Origin of the sequence: Roseovarius sp. 10 (assembly GCF_033100315.1) — a bacterium.
Classification (GTDB): Bacteria; Pseudomonadota; Alphaproteobacteria; order Rhodobacterales; family Rhodobacteraceae; genus M30B80.
Map to the genome: position 1 here is coordinate 438,905 of NZ_JAWLVH010000001.1, position 15,544 is coordinate 454,448.

A 15,544-nucleotide genomic window follows, 5' to 3' on the forward strand; every position below is an offset into this window, starting at 1 on the left:
TTAATCCATTTACACAATAAATCGGGCGATAGGCATGGAAGACGGCGACAGGCTTCACGTGGTGACGGCGGATCATATTTCGGATCAACGCCGCCGTTTGGGAAAAACCCTTGTCTGGGGATCAGCCGCGCTGATGGCCTTGATCATGGCCTTACAGACCCTTGATGGGATTGGCACGCTGTCCATCGGGTTTGAAAATTGGCGGCCCTCTCTTTATGCGTATCTCTTTTGGTCAACCTGCCTTTGCGTGTCGCAAGTTTTGATCCGCGGCGAACATGGAAAGCGCACATTATTTGTTCTGCCCGCCGCATTATTCGTGATCTCTATGGTGGTGTTCCCGCTGCTCTTTGGATTGATCATTGCCTTTTCAGATTGGAACCTCTCCTCGCCCGATGGGCGGCAATTTAACGGCATCGACAACCTGCGGCAGATGGCGGGCGACCCGTTTTACTGGAACGCGATGCGCAACATGGTTTGGTATACGGCCGCTATTGTTGTGGAATATGCGATTGCCTTTGGCCTTGCGCTGTTGCTGAACGGGCAAATTCGGGCGCGCAAATTCTTTCGGGTGGCCTTCCTTCTGCCATTGATGCTGTCCCCCGTTGCGGTCAGCTGGATGATTGGCAAATCCATGTTGGAAATCCGCTTTGGCCCGATTTCGCGCTTTATGCGCTATATCGCCTCCGAGCCTTCAGCCGACCTGCCTGCCCCGCTGTTTTGGATTGGCTCCCATATCAGCGATTTTGGTCAATGGTTGGGATGGGCAAGCCCGTCCTTCTTCGGCTCTGCGGGGGTTGCGCGTGCGATGATCATGATGATGGACGCGTGGACGTTCATCCCGTTCATGATGATCATGATCCTTGCAGGGCTTCAGGCAATCCCGCGCGAATTGTTCGAAGCGGCAGAGGTCGATGGCGCCTCGAAATGGCGGCAATTTTGGGAGGTGACCTTCCCCTTAATGTTGCCCGTTTCCATCACTGCGATTTTGATCCGCATTATCTTTAAGCTCAAATTGGCGGATATCATCATCAACATCACCTCGGGCGGGCCAGGCGGCGCGACCGATAGTGTAACCAGCTTTATTTTCCGAGAATATCGTGACCGATCCAATGTGGGATATGGCACGCTTTTGGCGATTGTTTATTTGGTTGTGATCGTAATTGCGATGACAATCCTGATGAAACTAGCAGATCGCTGGATGAAACCGAGGTATTAAAATGTCGGCGCAGATTTTCAAAGACAGTGACACTGACCGCAAATTTCGCCCCGTTTGGTATCTCTCTCGCGGTCTGATCTATGGCGTGTTGATCCTTTGGGCCGTTGTGTGCCTGTTTCCAATTTTTTGGACAGCCACAACAGCCTTTAAGACCGCGCCTGATGTGATGCAGGGCAATATCATCCCTTGGGCAGATTTCACGCCCAATTGGTTAGGGTGGCGGTCGCTTGGCCTATCACCTGATACGATTGGAAATGAATCCACTGTGCGCGAAGAATTTCTCAAGCGATTTTGGAATTCGACTGTTGTCTCTGTCACCGCTTCGTTTTTTGCGGTGGTTTTGGGCAGTTGCGCCGCCTATGGACTGTCGCGGTTTAGCTATAAATTCGGCTTCATGCGCAATTCGGACATCTCATTCTTTTTCCTTAGCCAGTTGATCCTGCCACCTGTGGTTTTGGCCCTGCCCTTTTTGGTTTTATATAAATCGCTTGATCTTCTCGACACGCGGATCGGGTTGATCTTGCTATATACGCTGACGGTTCTGCCCATTGTTATTTGGATCATGCGGGATCAGTTCAGCTCAATCCCGACCGAGTTGGAAGAAGCAGCTTTGGTGGATGGTTTGTCGATCTGGGGGGCCTTTAGCACCATTGTGATGCCAATCGCCCTGCCTGGTATGGTGGCCGCGTTCATCTTGTCGCTTGTGCTGACATGGAACGAGTATTTCTTTGCAGCACTTCTGACCTCATCTGCGGCAAAGACCTTGCCTGTGATGGTGGCCTCACAAACGGGCTCACAGGGCATTTCATGGTGGTCTATGGCGGCGCTGTCCTTTGCGGCGATTGTGCCCTTGATCATTATCGGCATCATCCTTGAGCGATACATCATCAAAGGCATGGCAGCTGGGGCGGTGAAATAATGCTGAAGGGCATTGATCAGCGCCTTTCCGCTGAAATCGTCTATGCGCTGATGCAAATGGGGCATGGGGATGATCTGGTGATCTGTGACATCAATCACCCCGCCGTGACCATCGCAAAAGAGACAACCTATGGCAGGCTTTTGGATATGGCGGGGTGCGATATTCCGACCGCAACGCGCGCCATTCTGTCCCTCATGCCGCTCGATAGCTTTGTCCCTGCCCCCGTTAAGCGGATGCAAGTTGTGGGTGACCCCGAAGGGGTAGTGCCTATCTTCGGCAAGATGCAGAAGGTTTTGGATGCCTCAAACGGCGCACCTGTCTTGATCGAGGCCTTGGAACGGTTTGCCTTCTACGAGGCTGCAAAGCGGGCCTTTTGTATCATTCGCACCGCCGATAGCGGGCCTTACGGCTGCTTTATCCTGAAAAAAGGTGTGGTGGATTTAGCGCCGCTTTAGCGCGCGCGGGGTATTAGCTCAGGCGCTTGCGCATCTCAGCCATGATCAAGGATACCCCTTTCGCGCCAAGCTCTGGTGTCGCCTCACTCGCACTGGACGTATACCATGCTGTGTTCTGCGCCATGCGCGCAGCCTCGACCACATCGGGGGCAAGCGCCATCATCAGGGCAGTTTCCCCTGCCCCTGCATGATCAAAGGGATAATGCGCCGTCACCTCAGGCCCCATAAGCGGATGAATTTTGATCCAGTTGAAAGGATCACTGCCCGTGGCATGCTCGGCATAGTAATCGGCCATGGCGTTATCGCCCCACCACCCTTCGCCGCGCGTCTCTTGCAGATACCGAAACAAGGCGCGCCGCGCCGCGAATTTGAACGCCAGATCTGTTGGCATACCTGCGGCGAAGTTTTCCGATTGGTGATGGATAATGCCGTGAATATTGCGAAACCCGATGCGCAAAAGCGCAAAAAACATATCCTCGGCCAGTGCCGAAATTTTGGATGCATCAATATCCATGCTGCCCGTGCCCTCTGGCCCCGCAACCGCATAACTGGCCGCGCCATAGGCAAAGGGAGGTAGGATCACCAAATCCATCTCCGCCTCAAGACGCGTGAGGATCTCTGTGACCGCCAAGAGATCCATCCCAACGGCCATATGTTCGCCGTGATATTCCATAACCCCAAGCGCCAAGGCGACAGGCGTGTTATCGGCAATCGCATGCCGCATTTGATGGGGCAACATCCGCTCGAACCGCATTACTGCCCCCCAGCGAGGCTATGCGCCACGCCACGGCTGTCCTCGTATAATTGGCGAAACAGCTTATAGTGACTGGCATGCGCCGCACTATGGTTGGGCGCCACTTCGTGGGTGGCAGGGTTCCATTTGCTGATATCCTCAGGCCGCGCAGCCCCAATGGCGCAGGCGGCAAGGAATGCGTCCCCAAATGACGCGCCGATGGTCTTTTCACAGACGATCTGCGGGATATTCCCAAAATCTGAGGTTGCCTGTAACCACAGCGGGTTTTTCGTGCCGCCCCCAACCGCCAAACAGCGTTCGGGTGCATGGCCTATCTCGCGATAGGTTTCGATAACATGGGCGGTTCCCATCGCGATACCCTCAATGAAGGCGCGATAGATGTCGCCACGGCTATGGGTTAGGTTCAGGCCAAAAATCGCCCCTTTGGCCAGCGGGTCATGGATCGGCGTCCTTTCGCCCGAAAAATAGGGCAAGACCAAAACGCCATTGGCCCCCACGGGGGAGGCTGCCGCCTCCAGTGCCAATGTGCCAAAGGCCGTGTCCTTTGGCAGGTCTGGGGCGAACCTGTCGCGAAACCAATGGGTCAGCGTGCCCGATGTCGCAAGACCCGCCATTGAGGCGTGGCTGTCGGGCCAAAGCCATGGGGCATACCACAGTCGTGCGTCACTCACCCGTTCTGCGGTGCGCTGTATGATAAAGATGGTCGAGCCATACATCATCATCATATCACCCGCCTCTTGCACCCCGACACTCAGCGCTTCGGCGGCGGCATCAATTGTGCCTGCCGTGACGGGGGTGCCAACGGCCAATCCCGTCTGCGCAGCGGCCTGTTCGGTCACCCGCCCTGCAATCTCGCTTGACCATAAAAGGCGCGGCAAACGCCCTGTTTCGATGATCTGATCGCTTAAGGATTGCGTCCAGTCCTGCATGGTTACATCGTAAAGCGGGCTGAAATTTGCGGCCGTGTAATGGTCAATGACATATTCCCCCGTCAGGCGATGCACGAGAAACGAGGTCGAGGTCAGGATTTTCGCTGTGGCCGCGTAAAGATCGGGCTGCGTCTCTTTGAGCCATAAGATTTTTGGCCCCACAGATTGCGAGGTCAGCGCGTTGCCGCAGCGTGCCAAGATCTGATCTTCGCCGATCTCAGCATTAAGGCGGTCAATTTGCGCGGTGGCGCGGGTATCCACCCCATAAAGCACGCCATTCATTAAGGGCGTGCCTGCGGCATCCACGGGCAGCATACAGGGGCCGATGGCTGAGGTGGCGATGCTGGCAATCTCATGCGGATCAACCCCAGACTGGGCAAGCAGCGCCTTGGTGACTGCAACGAAATCACCCCACCAATCTTCTTCTGCGCGATGCTCGGCCCAACCCGCGCGTGGCACGATCATCTCATGTCTGACAGCGGCCTGCGCCAAAATCTGGCCGACCTCATTGGTCAAAACACCTTTTGTCTCATAGGTGCCAATGTCTACGCCAAGAAACACGGCCATCGCCCAAGCCCCCCGTTAATCGCGGTTGAGATTGAAATCTGGGCCAATTTGCGCAAGCCCTGTTTCAAGAAGCTGCGCAAGATCAGTCAAATCACTGAGCGCGCAAACCTCGAGACTGGAATGAGTGTAACGGCATGGAAAGCCCAAATCGATTGCGGCAACACCCTGCCCCATCTGCTGAATATAGGATAGGTCGGTCAAAACCCCGACCTGCGCGCTGCGCTGCAAGGGCAGATTGGCGGTTTTGGCAGCGCCTTCAAATAGGGCAACCATCTTAGGGTGCGGGATCACACCATTGAGGGTGCCCCGACCATGAAAGGAATAGAGCGACATTCCCGGGCCACCGCCCAAAACCATCTCGCCCCGATCCGCCAATTCAGGCGTGTCACAGGCCAGCATCAGATCCAATTGTATGGCAATATCGGGCTGCAAAATTTGTGCAGCAGACATTGCACCCCGCAAATTGAATTCTTCTTGAACCGAAAAGACGATGGCAACAGGCGGCCCTGATTTACGCGCTTTAAGGCGCGCAGCCAAATCCAAAAGAACGGCACAGCCCGCGCGATCATCAACGGCTGTGCCCGCAATGCGGCCATTCGCCAATTCAATCACATTGGGCCGATAGACCACGGGCGTGCCGATTTGCACCCCTGCGGCCTCTGCCTCAGCCTTGCCTGTAAAGCCTGCATCAATGCGGATCTGCAGCGTGGTCAAAACCTGATATTTCTCGTCAGGGGTGGTTGCGTGATGCGATTTATTGGCAATCACACCGTCAATATCACGCCCCTCCCCGATACAGAGACGCACCGCCTGCGAGGCTTGCGCACGCTCGGGAACGCCGCCCATGCGTTCAACCCTGATGCTGCCATCTTGTTCGATTTTACGCACAAAGAACCCAAGCTGATCCATATGCGCAAAAACCATCACGGACGGCGCATCAAGATCACCTGAAAACCGCGCAATAAGATTGCCGAGCCTGTCGGTTTCATGCGCAATACCCATTTGCGACAGACGCACTGCGATGGCGCGGCGCACCCGATCCTCGTGGCCAGAGAGGCCCACGATCTGCATCAGATCAATAAGATCTTTTTTTAATTGCTCGCTCATCTGATTGCTCGCACCCGATCCATGAAATCCTTGGCCCGATCAGGATCAACCGCGTTCCATGTATGCCCATCGAACTTGAGCGCCGATCCGATGATACAGCCATCCGCGACCCGCATAACATCGGCCACAGTTTCATGCTTAACGCCTGTATTGGCCAAAACGGGCGCATCGGGCAAAGCCGCCTTGACGCTTTCGAGATCCTCCATTTTTGCGGCCTCGCCCGTGATGGTGCCAGAGACGAGAACCGCATCAGGGATGGACGAGAACACGGCGCTGCGCGCACGATCCGCGACCGAACGCTGATCAAGGCTATAGGCAAATTCGGCGCTGATATTGAAAAACTTTGCAACATCGCCCGCGCCGACACGCGCGCCGTAGCGATAGGCCGCCCCCGCATCAGGCGCCCAAACTCCCATATCCGAGGCATAGGTGCCTGTGAAAATCTCACGCACAAAACGCGCGCCCGTTGCCGCCGCCAAAGCAAGGCTTGCTTTTGGATCCCACAAAACATTCACGCCAAAAGGCACAGTGATCTCGTCGCGCAGCCGACCGATGACATAGGCCATGGTCGCGGTCGAGGCAGTATCTACATTCAATTCATAGGGGCGATCATTCTCATTTCCAAACATCACCGCATCAACGCCTGCGGCCTGCAAGGCGTGCAAATCGTTCCTGCAGCCTGCAATCAACCCCTCAATACCTGCCTCTGCATCATAGAGCGGCGCACCTGGCAGGGCGCCGAAATGAACCATGGCGATGACAGGTTTCTTATCCCCAAAAATAGCTTTGAATTTCTGCACGATACTCTCCTATGCGCGACCTGCGCGAGACATAGCCTAACGTGAAACTATCTTGCATCCAAGGCAAAACATACTAGCATGTCAGTTAAACCTTGGAGGGCGCATGATGATCAAATTTCGCAATTGGGATCGCCATGGAAATGGCGGGCTGAGGCTGAGCGAGCTTGGGTTTGGTGCGGCCCCTTTGGGCAATCTCTATCGCGCGATCTCTGAGGAGGATGCGCAAAACACCCTGCAAGATGCATGGGATGCAGGGGTGCGGTATTTCGATACTGCGCCGCTTTATGGGCTTGGCCTCTCTGAGACGCGGATCAACCATTTTTTGCGGGGCAAGCCGCGCGAAGACTATGTGATCTCGACTAAGGTTGGGCGGCTGATGCAGGTCACAGCCCCAGAGGCGCGGGATGGGTTTGGGAAATGGTTTGATGTGCCCGCGCGGCGCGAGGTGTTCGATTACAGCTATGATGGTGTGATGCGCTCTTTTGAGGCCTCGCTTGAGCGGTTGGGAATAGACCGCATTGATGTGCTTTATGTGCATGATCTTGACCTCTTCACCCACAAGACCGATACCGTTCTAGAGGAAAAGCGCGCCGCATTCATGGAGGGTGGCTTAGCCGCGCTGACCGCCTTGCGTGATCAAGGGGTGATCACGGCATTTGGTGCGGGCCTGAATGAATGGCAAGCGTCACAATGGCTGGCCGAGCGTGGCGATTTCGACATCTTCCTTCTTGCGGGCCGCTACACGCTGCTTGAGCAAGAGGCGCTTGAAACCTTTCTCCCCCTCTGCGCCGCGCGTGGAATTGGGATTGTCATTGGCGGCCCCTATAATTCGGGCATTTTGGCGACAGGTGCGCGCGAGGGTGCGTATTTCAACTATGACCCTGCCCCGCGACACATCTTGGACAAGGTCGCGGCCATTGACGCGGTTTGTGCCGCGCATGATGTGCGCCTTGTCGATGCCGCCTTTCGGTTTCCGCTGATGCATCCATCGGTGATCTCGGTGATCCCCGGTGGGCAAAGCCCTGCAGAAATGGCCAGCAATCTGCGCGCGGCACAGGCGCAAATCCCGCCCGCCCTTTGGTCTGATCTCAAATCCGCAGGATTGATGCGCCAAGACGCGCCAATCGTCTAACATCGCAACGGGGATATAAACGATGCAAATTGATGCCCACCAACATTTCTGGAACCCTGCCCGTGGCGATTATGGATGGATGGATCCCTCAAACGCCACGCTCTATCGCCCCTATGGCCCGGATGATTTACGCCCGCATTTGGCGCGTCATGGTATTGATAAAACCGTTTTGGTGCAGGCCGCCCCAACGGTGGAGGAAAGCGCCTATATGTTGGGCCTTGCCGATGCCACGCCCTTTGTTGCGGGCGTAGTGGGGTGGATTGATTTTGAAAACCCAGACGATGAGGCAGTCTTAGCGCGATTTGCACAGCATCCTAAATTCGTGGGCGTGCGCCCCATGATCCAAGATATTGAAGATGATAACTGGATGCTGCGCACAGATATCGCATGGGCCTATACGGCCATCGCCAAGCATGATCTGTGCTTTGACGCGCTTGGATTTCCGCGACATTTGGAAAATTTCCACACCATCTTGACCCGCCACAGCGAGATGCGCTGCGTGATTGATCACTGCATGAAGCCGCAAATCCACGCACATAGCGCCGAGACGTTTCAGGTTTGGGCCGATGGCATGGCGGCTTTGGCGCGTGACACCAAGGCCTATTTGAAATTTTCGGCCCTTGTGACCGAGGCAAATGAAGGTTGGACAATCGAAGACCTGCGCCCCTATGCGGATCATGTCTTTGGCTGTTTCGGCGCAGAGCGCATCATGTGGGGGTCAGATTGGCCCGTCTGCCGCCTGCGGGCGGAATATGACGCGTGGCGCCATGCGGCGGAGGAGCTGACCAAAACCCTAACCGCCGAAGAACGGGCGCGGGTCTTTGGCGGCACGGCGGCCGAGGCCTATCGCTTGGCACTATAGGCCAAAGGCGTGGCGCAGTTGCGCAGGGGTAATATCGGCGCGCCCCTCAAGCGGGGTTGAGACATGAAGGGCCGCCGCCCCTTGGGCAAAGGCCGCCGCCGCCGCTAAATCGGCACCGCGCGCAATCTCAGCGGCTAGCGCCCCCACGAAAGCATCCCCTGCCCCATGGGTGGAGATGACGGGCACGCGATGCGCCTTGGCCCCAAAGCGGGTGCCGTCCCGCGCTTGCGCGATATAGCCATCCGCGCCCAGTGTAATGATCACCGCGCGCCCTTCGCGTGCAAGCTGCGTTAAGGCCGCTTCAGGATCGGGCAGATCATGCGGCAGCCCCGCCTGCATTGCGGCCTCTAGGCGATTAACCACCAAAATATCCGCTCGCCCCACCATCACCGCATCGCGCGTCAAGGCGGGGGCCGCATTCCAAATGACGGTGACATCCTGCGGCAAACGCGCCAAGAGCGCGTGATTTTCTGCAACAGGGATTTCGTTTTGCAGCACGACCACTTTGGGGGGCGGGTCAAGTTTTGCCTGCTGCGCATTAATTTGGCGGTTCACGCCCGAAACGACTACCGCGCCATAGCTGCCATCATTTTGCACAATGGCCACGCTCATGCCTGAGGCCCCATCACAGGTGGCAAGCATAGACATATCGACATCTGCGCGCGCAAGTTCAGCGCGCAAAGGCTGCGCAAAATCATCCGTGCCAACCACGCCAATCATGGCAACCTTGCCCCCCATGCGGGCGGCAGAAACCGCCTGATTGCCGCCTTTGCCGCCAAAACGATAAGCCACATCTTTGCCCATCATCGTCTCGTCTGGGGCGGGCAAAGCGGGGGCGTTGACAATTACATCAAGATGCAGCGCCCCCATCACAAGGATATCAGCGCCCATCAGGGATCACCCCGCCATAAAGCCGCTCGGCAATCAGTCGCTGGGTGAGTGCCGCGTTTTGCTTTTGCAACAGATCCGACAGCTCTGAACTTTCGGCGAGTTCTGCGGCAATGGTGCGCAACCGCTCGATGAGCAGGATATTTGTGCGCCCCTCTTCAATCGGGTTCAGGCCCGAATGGTCGGGAAATGTGTCGAAATAAACGACACCATCATAGCCCATGCGGTGCAATTGCACGAATAGCTCGACTGTCGCCACAGGATGCACCGTGCCCGCCATCAAGCCATCATCGCGCTTGCCATAGCCATCATTCAGGTGAACCCCCAAAATCTTGGCATGGCGCTGCGCCAGATAGGCCACATGCGCGGGCATCTCGTTTGCATAGAGAACATGGGCAAAATCCACAGTGACGCCCAAATTTTTGGCCCCAACATCACGAATGGCCAATAATGTTGTGGCCATATCGGGCATCAGCGCAAAGGCGCGCGGCTCATTGGGTTTATATTCGATAGCAATTTGCAGATCGCGGTTATGGGCGCTGACCTCAGCCAAAGCATCAAGCGTATCGGCCCAAAGACGCGCATAATCAGCCTGAAGCGCGTAATCAAACCCGTCTTGCCCCATCCAAAGGGTCATCACGCCCCCACCCATTTCCGCCAAAGCATCTAGACCCTGCTTGGTCAAATCAATCGCCTTGCGCCGTGTTGCGGGATCTGGGTTGGTAAAGGCCCCGATAGCAAAGGCAGGGTCAGAGTAATAGCGCATCGCAAGGCCGTTTAACCCCAACCCATTGTCGCGCAACATTTCGCCAATCTCACGCGCAGGACGCCCTTCGAAGTGATCAGGATAGTTCAAATCCGCCGCATCCATCCCTTCAACACGGGCGGCGGCGGCAATCATGCCCGCGATACCCCGCCCCTCGGCCAGTGGTTTGAATGCATTCAGACGCGCGGCATAGCGGGGTTTATTCGCAGGATAGGACATTTACTGACTTTCAACTGGGGTCGAACAATTCTGGATGGGTCTTTTCAAGCGGAATCAAAGATTTCATCAATTGGCCCAAATGGGCGCGCATCGCTTTTCGCGCCGTTTGCGGGTCACGGGCGGCAATCGCATCGACCAGATCACAATGTTCTTGCAATGTCTCGGCCACGCGCCCTGGCATGGGCAAGATCAATTGCCGCGCGCGATCCACATGAACCCACCCCGTTTTGGCAATGATCGATAATTGCTTGAACCCCGTAAAGCCGATGATGAGATCGTGCATTTCGCCATCTAGCCGATAAAATTCGGCAAAATCGCCCTCCTCAACCATCACCTTTTGCAGGCGCAAATTGCGGCGCAATTCGGTGATCTGCTCGTCTGTGATAATCTCGGCCAAAAGCTCGGCGCAGGCCAGTTCGATACTTTCCCGCAGAAACGCACCTTCGCGAATTTCTTCCATCGAAAAGCGCGCGACAAATGTGCCAGATTGCGGCACAACATCCACCAGACCCTCGTTAGAGAGGCGCGTGATCGCCTCGGCCACAGGGGACCGCGACACGCCGAGCGTTGCGCAAATATCCTGCTTGCGCAGCGCCTCGCCCGGTTTGTAGCGCAAGGTCAAAATTGCCTCACGCAGGGCGGCGTAGGTGCGCCGTGCCAAATTCCCTTCATAGGAATCCAAAGACCGCAGCCTAACTTCGCTGCCTTGCGTGGGGTCTGATGGTGAATTCTCTTGCATCGTGTCGCTCAATCTCGATAATTCTAGCATGTTAGTATGATTGCCGTGGAAATTTCAAGATCGTAAACTCTCACTTTGAATGAATGATGCCAGCGATGACCCAAGATATTTTGATCCTGAACGCAGATGACACGGTCGGAATTGCCTTAGTTGATATCCGATCAGGCGCGGCTCTATCATCTTTTGAAACCCTTGCGCAATCCGACATTCCAAAAGGGCATAAATTTGCATTGCGCCCTATTGCCAAGGGCGCGGCGGTCATCCGCTATGGTCAAATTATCGGTTATGCGACCGAAGATATTGCCGCAGGCGCACATGTGCATAGCCACAACCTGTCTTTTGGCGATCACAAACGCGGCTATGAATTTGCCACGCAGAACACCCCCCTGCCCGCGGCGGAAAAAAGCGACAGCTTTATGGGCTATCATAGGCCTGATGGGCAGGTCGGCACGCGCAACTATATTGGCATTCTGACATCCGTGAACTGCGCGGGCAGCGTGGCCCGCTTTATCGCGGAGGCTGCTGAAAAATCAGGGCTGTTGGAGGATTTCCCAAATGTCGATGGGATTGTCCCGATTGTGCACAGTTCTGGCTGCGGGATGTCTGGTTTGGGTGAAGGGTATCAGATGCTTTTCCGAACCTTGGCGGGATATTCGAAAAATCCAAATTTCGGGGCGATCCTGTTGGTCGGTCTTGGCTGCGAGGTGATGCAGGTGCCTGACCTGATCGGCCCCGCCCGCCTGCGCGATGGCGAGAGTTTCCGTTATATGACCATTCAGCAGACAGGCGGCACAAAGCGCACAATTGAACGGGGTCTCAGCATGCTGCGCGAGATTGCAGCCGTGGCCAATCGTGCAACACGCGCCCCTGCGCCCGCCTCAAAATTGGTGGTAGGCATGCAATGTGGGGGCTCGGACGGCTATTCTGGCATCACCGCCAACCCTGCCATGGGGTATGCCTCTGATTTAATCGTGCGCCAGGGCGGCACCACAATCCTGTCTGAAACCCCTGAAATCTATGGGGCAGAGCATCTTTTGACCCGCCGCGCGATATCGCCCGAAATTGGTGAAAAACTGATTTCGCGCATCCAGTGGTGGGAAGATTATACCGCCCGAAACGGCGGTGAGATGGACAATAACCCATCCCCAGGCAACAAACGCGGCGGGCTGACCACAATTCTTGAAAAATCTTTGGGCGCGGTTGCCAAAAGTGGAACAGCCCCTTTGGCGGGGGTTTACGAATTTGCAGAAACCCTGACCACGCAGGGCTTTGTCTATATGGACAGTCCTGGATATGATCCATGCTCGGTCACAGGGCAGATTGCCTCAGGCGCAAATATCATCACATTCACCACGGGCCGTGGGTCTGTGTCGGGCTATATGCCCACACCTTGTATCAAGCTTTCGACCAATGATGATCTTTACGCCCGCATGGGGGACGATATGGATATCAATTGCGGTGACATTATCAGCGGCGGCATCAGCCTAGCCGATAAGGGGCAAGAGATTTACCGCGAAATCCTACGCGTGGCCTCAGGCGGCACCACGAAAAGCGAGGAACTGGGCTTTGGCGGGGTCGAATTCGTGCCGTGGCAAGTGGGGGCGGTGATGTAGTTGGATCACAGCGTCAGCTTGCGATCCAGATGCACGTATCCACCATCCACGAACATCCATTGCCCCGTGGTATGGCCCGACCGCGCAGAAAGCAAAAACACCACCATTGCCGCGATTTCCGCGCTTTCGGTCATGCGGCGCGACAAGGGAATTGCGGCCTCGATCTTGCCGCACATCCCATCTGGATCAGGCAAGGTCGACAGCCAGTTTTGATACATGGGCGTCATCACCTCGGCGGGCAAAACGGCATTCACGCGGACACCCTCTGGGGCCAGCTCCGCCGCCCATTCACGCGTCAAACCCAAGACGCCCGCCTTTGCGGCCACATAGGCCGATGTGCCGCCCTGCCCTGTCACAGCGGTTTTTGAGGCCACATTGACCACCGCGCCACGGCTTGCGCGCAGGTCATGATGCAGGTGATGCATCAAGGTGTAATATTGCACGAGGTTGAGATTGAGAGAGGCCCGAAACGCGTCAGGCCCCGCCTCTAGACCCACGCCATCATTGAGGCCTGCATTATTCACAAGCCCGTAGATCGCCCCAAATTCAGCGCGAATATCGCGCAATGCCGCCGCACAGGCCGCATCATCGGTCAAATCAAGGGTGACGGATGTCGCAATCTGCGCCACCTTGCAGGGTTTTTTGTCGATCACGATGACCTTGGCCCCTTCGGCCACAAGATCTTGCACAATCGCCTCGCCAATCCCCGATGCCCCGCCTGTCACGATGCAGGGTTTCCCCTCTAGCCCAAAATCCATGACCCGCCCCCGTTTGTCGCTTGCATGACCCCCACGTTTCACAGGGGCGAAGATCCATCCCATTCCCCTTGCTTGTGCGCAGGCTTTCGGCACTCCTATTGCTGCAACGCATAGAATGGAGCGGGACAGATGTTTGTAAGATGCGCCTTTTTTAAGGGTAAAATCAAGGATGGCATGGAGGCAGACTTCCACATCCATTGGCGCGAAAATCTTTTGCCGCTTTGGTCGGCCTTTCCCAATCTGCAAGAGTTGCGCGTGATGCGTGAAGTGGAAAGCGATGACCCCGACAGCCCCTTCCCGCTTGTGATGGCCATGAAATTCAAAACCCGCGATGACATCGAAGAGGCGCTGAATTCCCCCACAAGATGGCAAAGCAAAGAAGTGTCAAAGCGGCTTTTTGACATGTTTGACGGCCATGTCATCCACACGGTCTTTGCCGCCGATCAGTTTGATCCGATGTAAGCAACTCATCAAAGGGTGAGGTGGCGGAGGGGATGGGCCTGATATCCAACCTTCTCCACCAAGCTGACACTGCCTGCCCTGCGCTTAAGTGTATGAAGGTGCGAGATAATATCGTTCTTCCGTCAATTCGTCCTCCTGATCATTCATGGCCATTACTACCGTGACCGTAGAGGTTGGCGTTGGTTTGGGCGTTCCTTTCATTCTCGAATTCGAGGCTGGAATGAGCGATGCCGAAGCGTTCGCTCAGTCGTGCTTTGATCTTGCCCTTGATGGCCTCAATTCTCGTCCATCCATCTTCGGCGACGACCACGTGGCAGTCGAGCGCCGCCTCGTGTTCCTGCATCTGCCAAAGGTGCACGTGGTGGACATCAGTAACGCCGTCCACGTCCCGCATCGCGGCGATCACGGCCGAGTTGTCGATATCCGGCGGGCTGCCCAGCATCAGTGTCCGGATCAGGCCGCCGATCTCGGTCAGTGCGAGATACAGTATGTACAGCGCGATTAGGATGGTGGTTGCGGGATCGACCCAGCGCAGGTCGTAGAGAATGATCAGCGTGCCGCCGACGATCACGGCGACCGAGGCGAGCGCATCCGAGATGTTGTGCAGGAAGAGCGCGCGGATGTTCACGCTGCCCTTCTGCATGGACCAGGTGAGCGCCGCAGTCAGAGCGTCGACCACGAGCGCCACGCCGCCGAGGATCACGACGGTCCAACCCTGAACCTCGGACGGATCGATAATGTGCATACCGCCCTCGTAGATCAGATAAACGCCGACGAGGATGAGTGTCGTGTAGTTGATCAGTGCCGCGACAATCTCGATCCGGCCGTATCCGAAGGTCATCTGCTCGTTCGCAGGCCTCCGCGCGATCTTGCGCGCCGCGAAAGCGATCACCAGCGACGCCATATCCGAGAAGTTGTGCAGCTCATCTGCGATCAGCGCGAGACTGCCCGAAACGATCCCGCCTGCGATCTGCGCGACGGTCAGAAGGGCGTTCGCTGGCTCTGTTGCACAAATGGTCTGAGGGGATTCATCGTGTGAAGCCAGCGTGGTAGCTGGGCTGCACGAGGCCCGGAACTGGCCAGCCTACAACGAGGCGTTCAAGCGCCGGGGCTCGCTGACGATCTGGTTCGATCCCGCCATGATATGGGGAGCTGCGCCCACCGGCAAGCGCGGGCGCCAGCCAGACGACAGCGACGCCGCCATCCAGACCTGCCTGACGATGAAGGTGCTGTTCGGCATGGCCCTGCGCCATATAACCGGGTTCGTCGAGAGCCTGCTGCGCCTGATCGGCTTGGACTGGGCTGTGCCCGACTTCAGCACGCTGTCGCGGGGCCAGAAGACGGCTCTATTGCAACAG

Annotated in this window: 15 protein-coding genes and 2 pseudogenes; 8 read left to right on the plus strand and 9 right to left on the minus strand. The window is 56.4% G+C overall.

Translation table 11 applies throughout. From position 1 onward, the window contains the following. The first annotated feature begins 34 nt into the window (after positions 1-34). Genes RYZ18_RS02110 through RYZ18_RS02120 form a run of 3 tightly spaced genes read left to right on the plus strand, consistent with a single transcriptional unit; the run spans position 35 to position 2,590 of the window. Positions 35-1,216 carry a sugar ABC transporter permease gene (locus RYZ18_RS02110; protein ID WP_317654728.1) on the plus strand — a complete coding sequence of 394 codons (1,182 nt, stop codon included), beginning with the start codon at positions 35-37 and terminating at the stop codon, positions 1,214-1,216. 1 nt (position 1,217) lies between these two features. Continuing rightward, on the plus strand, positions 1,218-2,135 hold the full coding sequence (locus RYZ18_RS02115) for a carbohydrate ABC transporter permease (protein ID WP_317654729.1): 918 nt from the start codon (positions 1,218-1,220) through the stop codon (positions 2,133-2,135). Continuing rightward, positions 2,135-2,590 (plus strand): RbsD/FucU family protein, encoded by a 456-nt coding sequence (locus tag RYZ18_RS02120; RefSeq protein WP_317654730.1) that lies wholly within the window; start codon positions 2,135-2,137, stop codon positions 2,588-2,590. The genes RYZ18_RS02115 and RYZ18_RS02120 overlap by 1 nt, the downstream gene beginning before the upstream one ends. Before the next feature lie 13 nt (positions 2,591-2,603). On the opposite strand, the gene RYZ18_RS02125 is transcribed toward RYZ18_RS02120, so the two are convergent. The 4 genes from RYZ18_RS02125 to RYZ18_RS02140 are packed head-to-tail and all read right to left on the minus strand — an operon-like array spanning position 2,604 to position 6,747. Further along, positions 2,604-3,344, minus strand: a complete 741-nt coding sequence (locus RYZ18_RS02125) for a creatininase family protein (protein WP_317654731.1) — start codon at positions 3,342-3,344, stop codon at positions 2,604-2,606. Next, the gene (locus RYZ18_RS02130) at positions 3,344-4,840 is read right to left on the minus strand and encodes an FGGY-family carbohydrate kinase (RefSeq protein WP_317654732.1); all 1,497 of its coding nucleotides are present in this window, start codon (positions 4,838-4,840) and stop codon (positions 3,344-3,346) included. The genes RYZ18_RS02125 and RYZ18_RS02130 overlap by 1 nt, the downstream gene beginning before the upstream one ends. 15 nt (positions 4,841-4,855) lie before the next feature. Further along, positions 4,856-5,947 carry a M42 family metallopeptidase gene (locus RYZ18_RS02135; RefSeq protein ID WP_317654733.1) on the minus strand — a complete coding sequence of 364 codons (1,092 nt, stop codon included), beginning with the start codon at positions 5,945-5,947 and terminating at the stop codon, positions 4,856-4,858. Next, entirely contained in the window at positions 5,944-6,747 is an 804-nt protein-coding gene (locus tag RYZ18_RS02140; protein WP_317654734.1) for a BtpA/SgcQ family protein, read from the minus strand. The genes RYZ18_RS02135 and RYZ18_RS02140 overlap by 4 nt, the downstream gene beginning before the upstream one ends. Before the next feature lie 103 nt (positions 6,748-6,850). On the opposite strand from RYZ18_RS02140, the gene RYZ18_RS02145 reads away from it, so the two are divergent. Together RYZ18_RS02145 and RYZ18_RS02150 are read left to right on the plus strand one after the other, a co-directional pair. After that, positions 6,851-7,879 carry an aldo/keto reductase gene (locus RYZ18_RS02145; protein ID WP_317654735.1) on the plus strand — a complete coding sequence of 343 codons (1,029 nt, stop codon included), beginning with the start codon at positions 6,851-6,853 and terminating at the stop codon, positions 7,877-7,879. A gap of 22 nt (positions 7,880-7,901) precedes the next feature. Further along, complete coding sequence (locus tag RYZ18_RS02150; protein ID WP_317654736.1) at positions 7,902-8,741, plus strand: amidohydrolase family protein; 840 nt, start codon at positions 7,902-7,904, stop codon at positions 8,739-8,741. Here the strand turns inward: RYZ18_RS02150 and RYZ18_RS02155 are convergent. The 3 genes from RYZ18_RS02155 to RYZ18_RS02165 are packed head-to-tail and all read right to left on the minus strand — an operon-like array spanning position 8,736 to position 11,353. Next, positions 8,736-9,632, minus strand: a complete 897-nt coding sequence (locus tag RYZ18_RS02155; RefSeq protein ID WP_317654737.1) for a PfkB family carbohydrate kinase — start codon at positions 9,630-9,632, stop codon at positions 8,736-8,738. The two genes, RYZ18_RS02150 and RYZ18_RS02155, sit on opposite strands and share 6 nt — an antisense overlap. Then, positions 9,622-10,614: a sugar phosphate isomerase/epimerase family protein gene (locus tag RYZ18_RS02160; RefSeq protein WP_317654738.1), complete on the minus strand. Its 993-nt coding sequence runs from the start codon at positions 10,612-10,614 to the stop codon at positions 9,622-9,624. Before RYZ18_RS02160 ends, RYZ18_RS02155 begins: the two co-directional genes overlap by 11 nt. A 10-nt stretch (positions 10,615-10,624) precedes the next feature. Next, a complete protein-coding gene (locus tag RYZ18_RS02165; protein ID WP_317654739.1) occupies positions 10,625-11,353 on the minus strand; it encodes a GntR family transcriptional regulator in 729 nt (242 codons plus the stop codon). 95 nt (positions 11,354-11,448) lie between these two features. Between RYZ18_RS02165 and RYZ18_RS02170 the strand changes: the two genes are divergently transcribed. Next, complete coding sequence (locus tag RYZ18_RS02170) at positions 11,449-12,966, plus strand: altronate dehydratase family protein (RefSeq protein WP_317654740.1); 1,518 nt, start codon at positions 11,449-11,451, stop codon at positions 12,964-12,966. A gap of 5 nt (positions 12,967-12,971) precedes the next feature. Here RYZ18_RS02170 and RYZ18_RS02175 read toward each other — a convergent pair whose 3' ends face one another. Next, positions 12,972-13,787: an SDR family oxidoreductase gene (locus RYZ18_RS02175; protein ID WP_317654741.1), complete on the minus strand. Its 816-nt coding sequence runs from the start codon at positions 13,785-13,787 to the stop codon at positions 12,972-12,974. A 66-nt stretch (positions 13,788-13,853) separates the two neighbouring features. On the opposite strand from RYZ18_RS02175, the gene RYZ18_RS02180 reads away from it, so the two are divergent. Next, entirely contained in the window at positions 13,854-14,186 is a 333-nt protein-coding gene (locus tag RYZ18_RS02180) for a hypothetical protein (protein WP_317654742.1), read from the plus strand. 139 nt (positions 14,187-14,325) lie between these two features. Here RYZ18_RS02180 and RYZ18_RS02185 read toward each other — a convergent pair. Continuing rightward, positions 14,326-15,183: pseudogene (locus tag RYZ18_RS02185) on the minus strand (cation diffusion facilitator family transporter); the annotation flags it as partial. A gap of 49 nt (positions 15,184-15,232) precedes the next feature. Here RYZ18_RS02185 and RYZ18_RS02190 point away from each other — a divergent pair. Further along, positions 15,233-15,529: pseudogene (locus RYZ18_RS02190) on the plus strand (transposase); the annotation flags it as partial. Between the last annotated feature and the right edge of the window lie 15 nt (positions 15,530-15,544).

Coding starts and splice junctions, on each gene's coding strand:
- RYZ18_RS02110 (WP_317654728.1), top strand. CDS start 35: ATGGAAGACGGCGACAGGCTTCACGTGGTGACGGCGGATCATATTTCG.
- RYZ18_RS02115 (WP_317654729.1), top strand. CDS start 1,218: ATGTCGGCGCAGATTTTCAAAGACAGTGACACTGACCGCAAATTTCGC.
- RYZ18_RS02120 (WP_317654730.1), top strand. CDS start 2,135: ATGCTGAAGGGCATTGATCAGCGCCTTTCCGCTGAAATCGTCTATGCG.
- RYZ18_RS02125 (WP_317654731.1), bottom strand. CDS start 3,344: ATGCGGTTCGAGCGGATGTTGCCCCATCAAATGCGGCATGCGATTGCC.
- RYZ18_RS02130 (WP_317654732.1), bottom strand. CDS start 4,840: ATGGCCGTGTTTCTTGGCGTAGACATTGGCACCTATGAGACAAAAGGT.
- RYZ18_RS02135 (WP_317654733.1), bottom strand. CDS start 5,947: ATGAGCGAGCAATTAAAAAAAGATCTTATTGATCTGATGCAGATCGTG.
- RYZ18_RS02145 (WP_317654735.1), top strand. CDS start 6,851: ATGATGATCAAATTTCGCAATTGGGATCGCCATGGAAATGGCGGGCTG.
- RYZ18_RS02150 (WP_317654736.1), top strand. CDS start 7,902: ATGCAAATTGATGCCCACCAACATTTCTGGAACCCTGCCCGTGGCGAT.
- RYZ18_RS02155 (WP_317654737.1), bottom strand. CDS start 9,632: ATGGGCGCTGATATCCTTGTGATGGGGGCGCTGCATCTTGATGTAATT.
- RYZ18_RS02160 (WP_317654738.1), bottom strand. CDS start 10,614: ATGTCCTATCCTGCGAATAAACCCCGCTATGCCGCGCGTCTGAATGCA.
- RYZ18_RS02165 (WP_317654739.1), bottom strand. CDS start 11,353: ATGCAAGAGAATTCACCATCAGACCCCACGCAAGGCAGCGAAGTTAGG.
- RYZ18_RS02170 (WP_317654740.1), top strand. CDS start 11,449: ATGACCCAAGATATTTTGATCCTGAACGCAGATGACACGGTCGGAATT.
- RYZ18_RS02175 (WP_317654741.1), bottom strand. CDS start 13,787: ATGGGATGGATCTTCGCCCCTGTGAAACGTGGGGGTCATGCAAGCGAC.
- RYZ18_RS02180 (WP_317654742.1), top strand. CDS start 13,854: ATGTTTGTAAGATGCGCCTTTTTTAAGGGTAAAATCAAGGATGGCATG.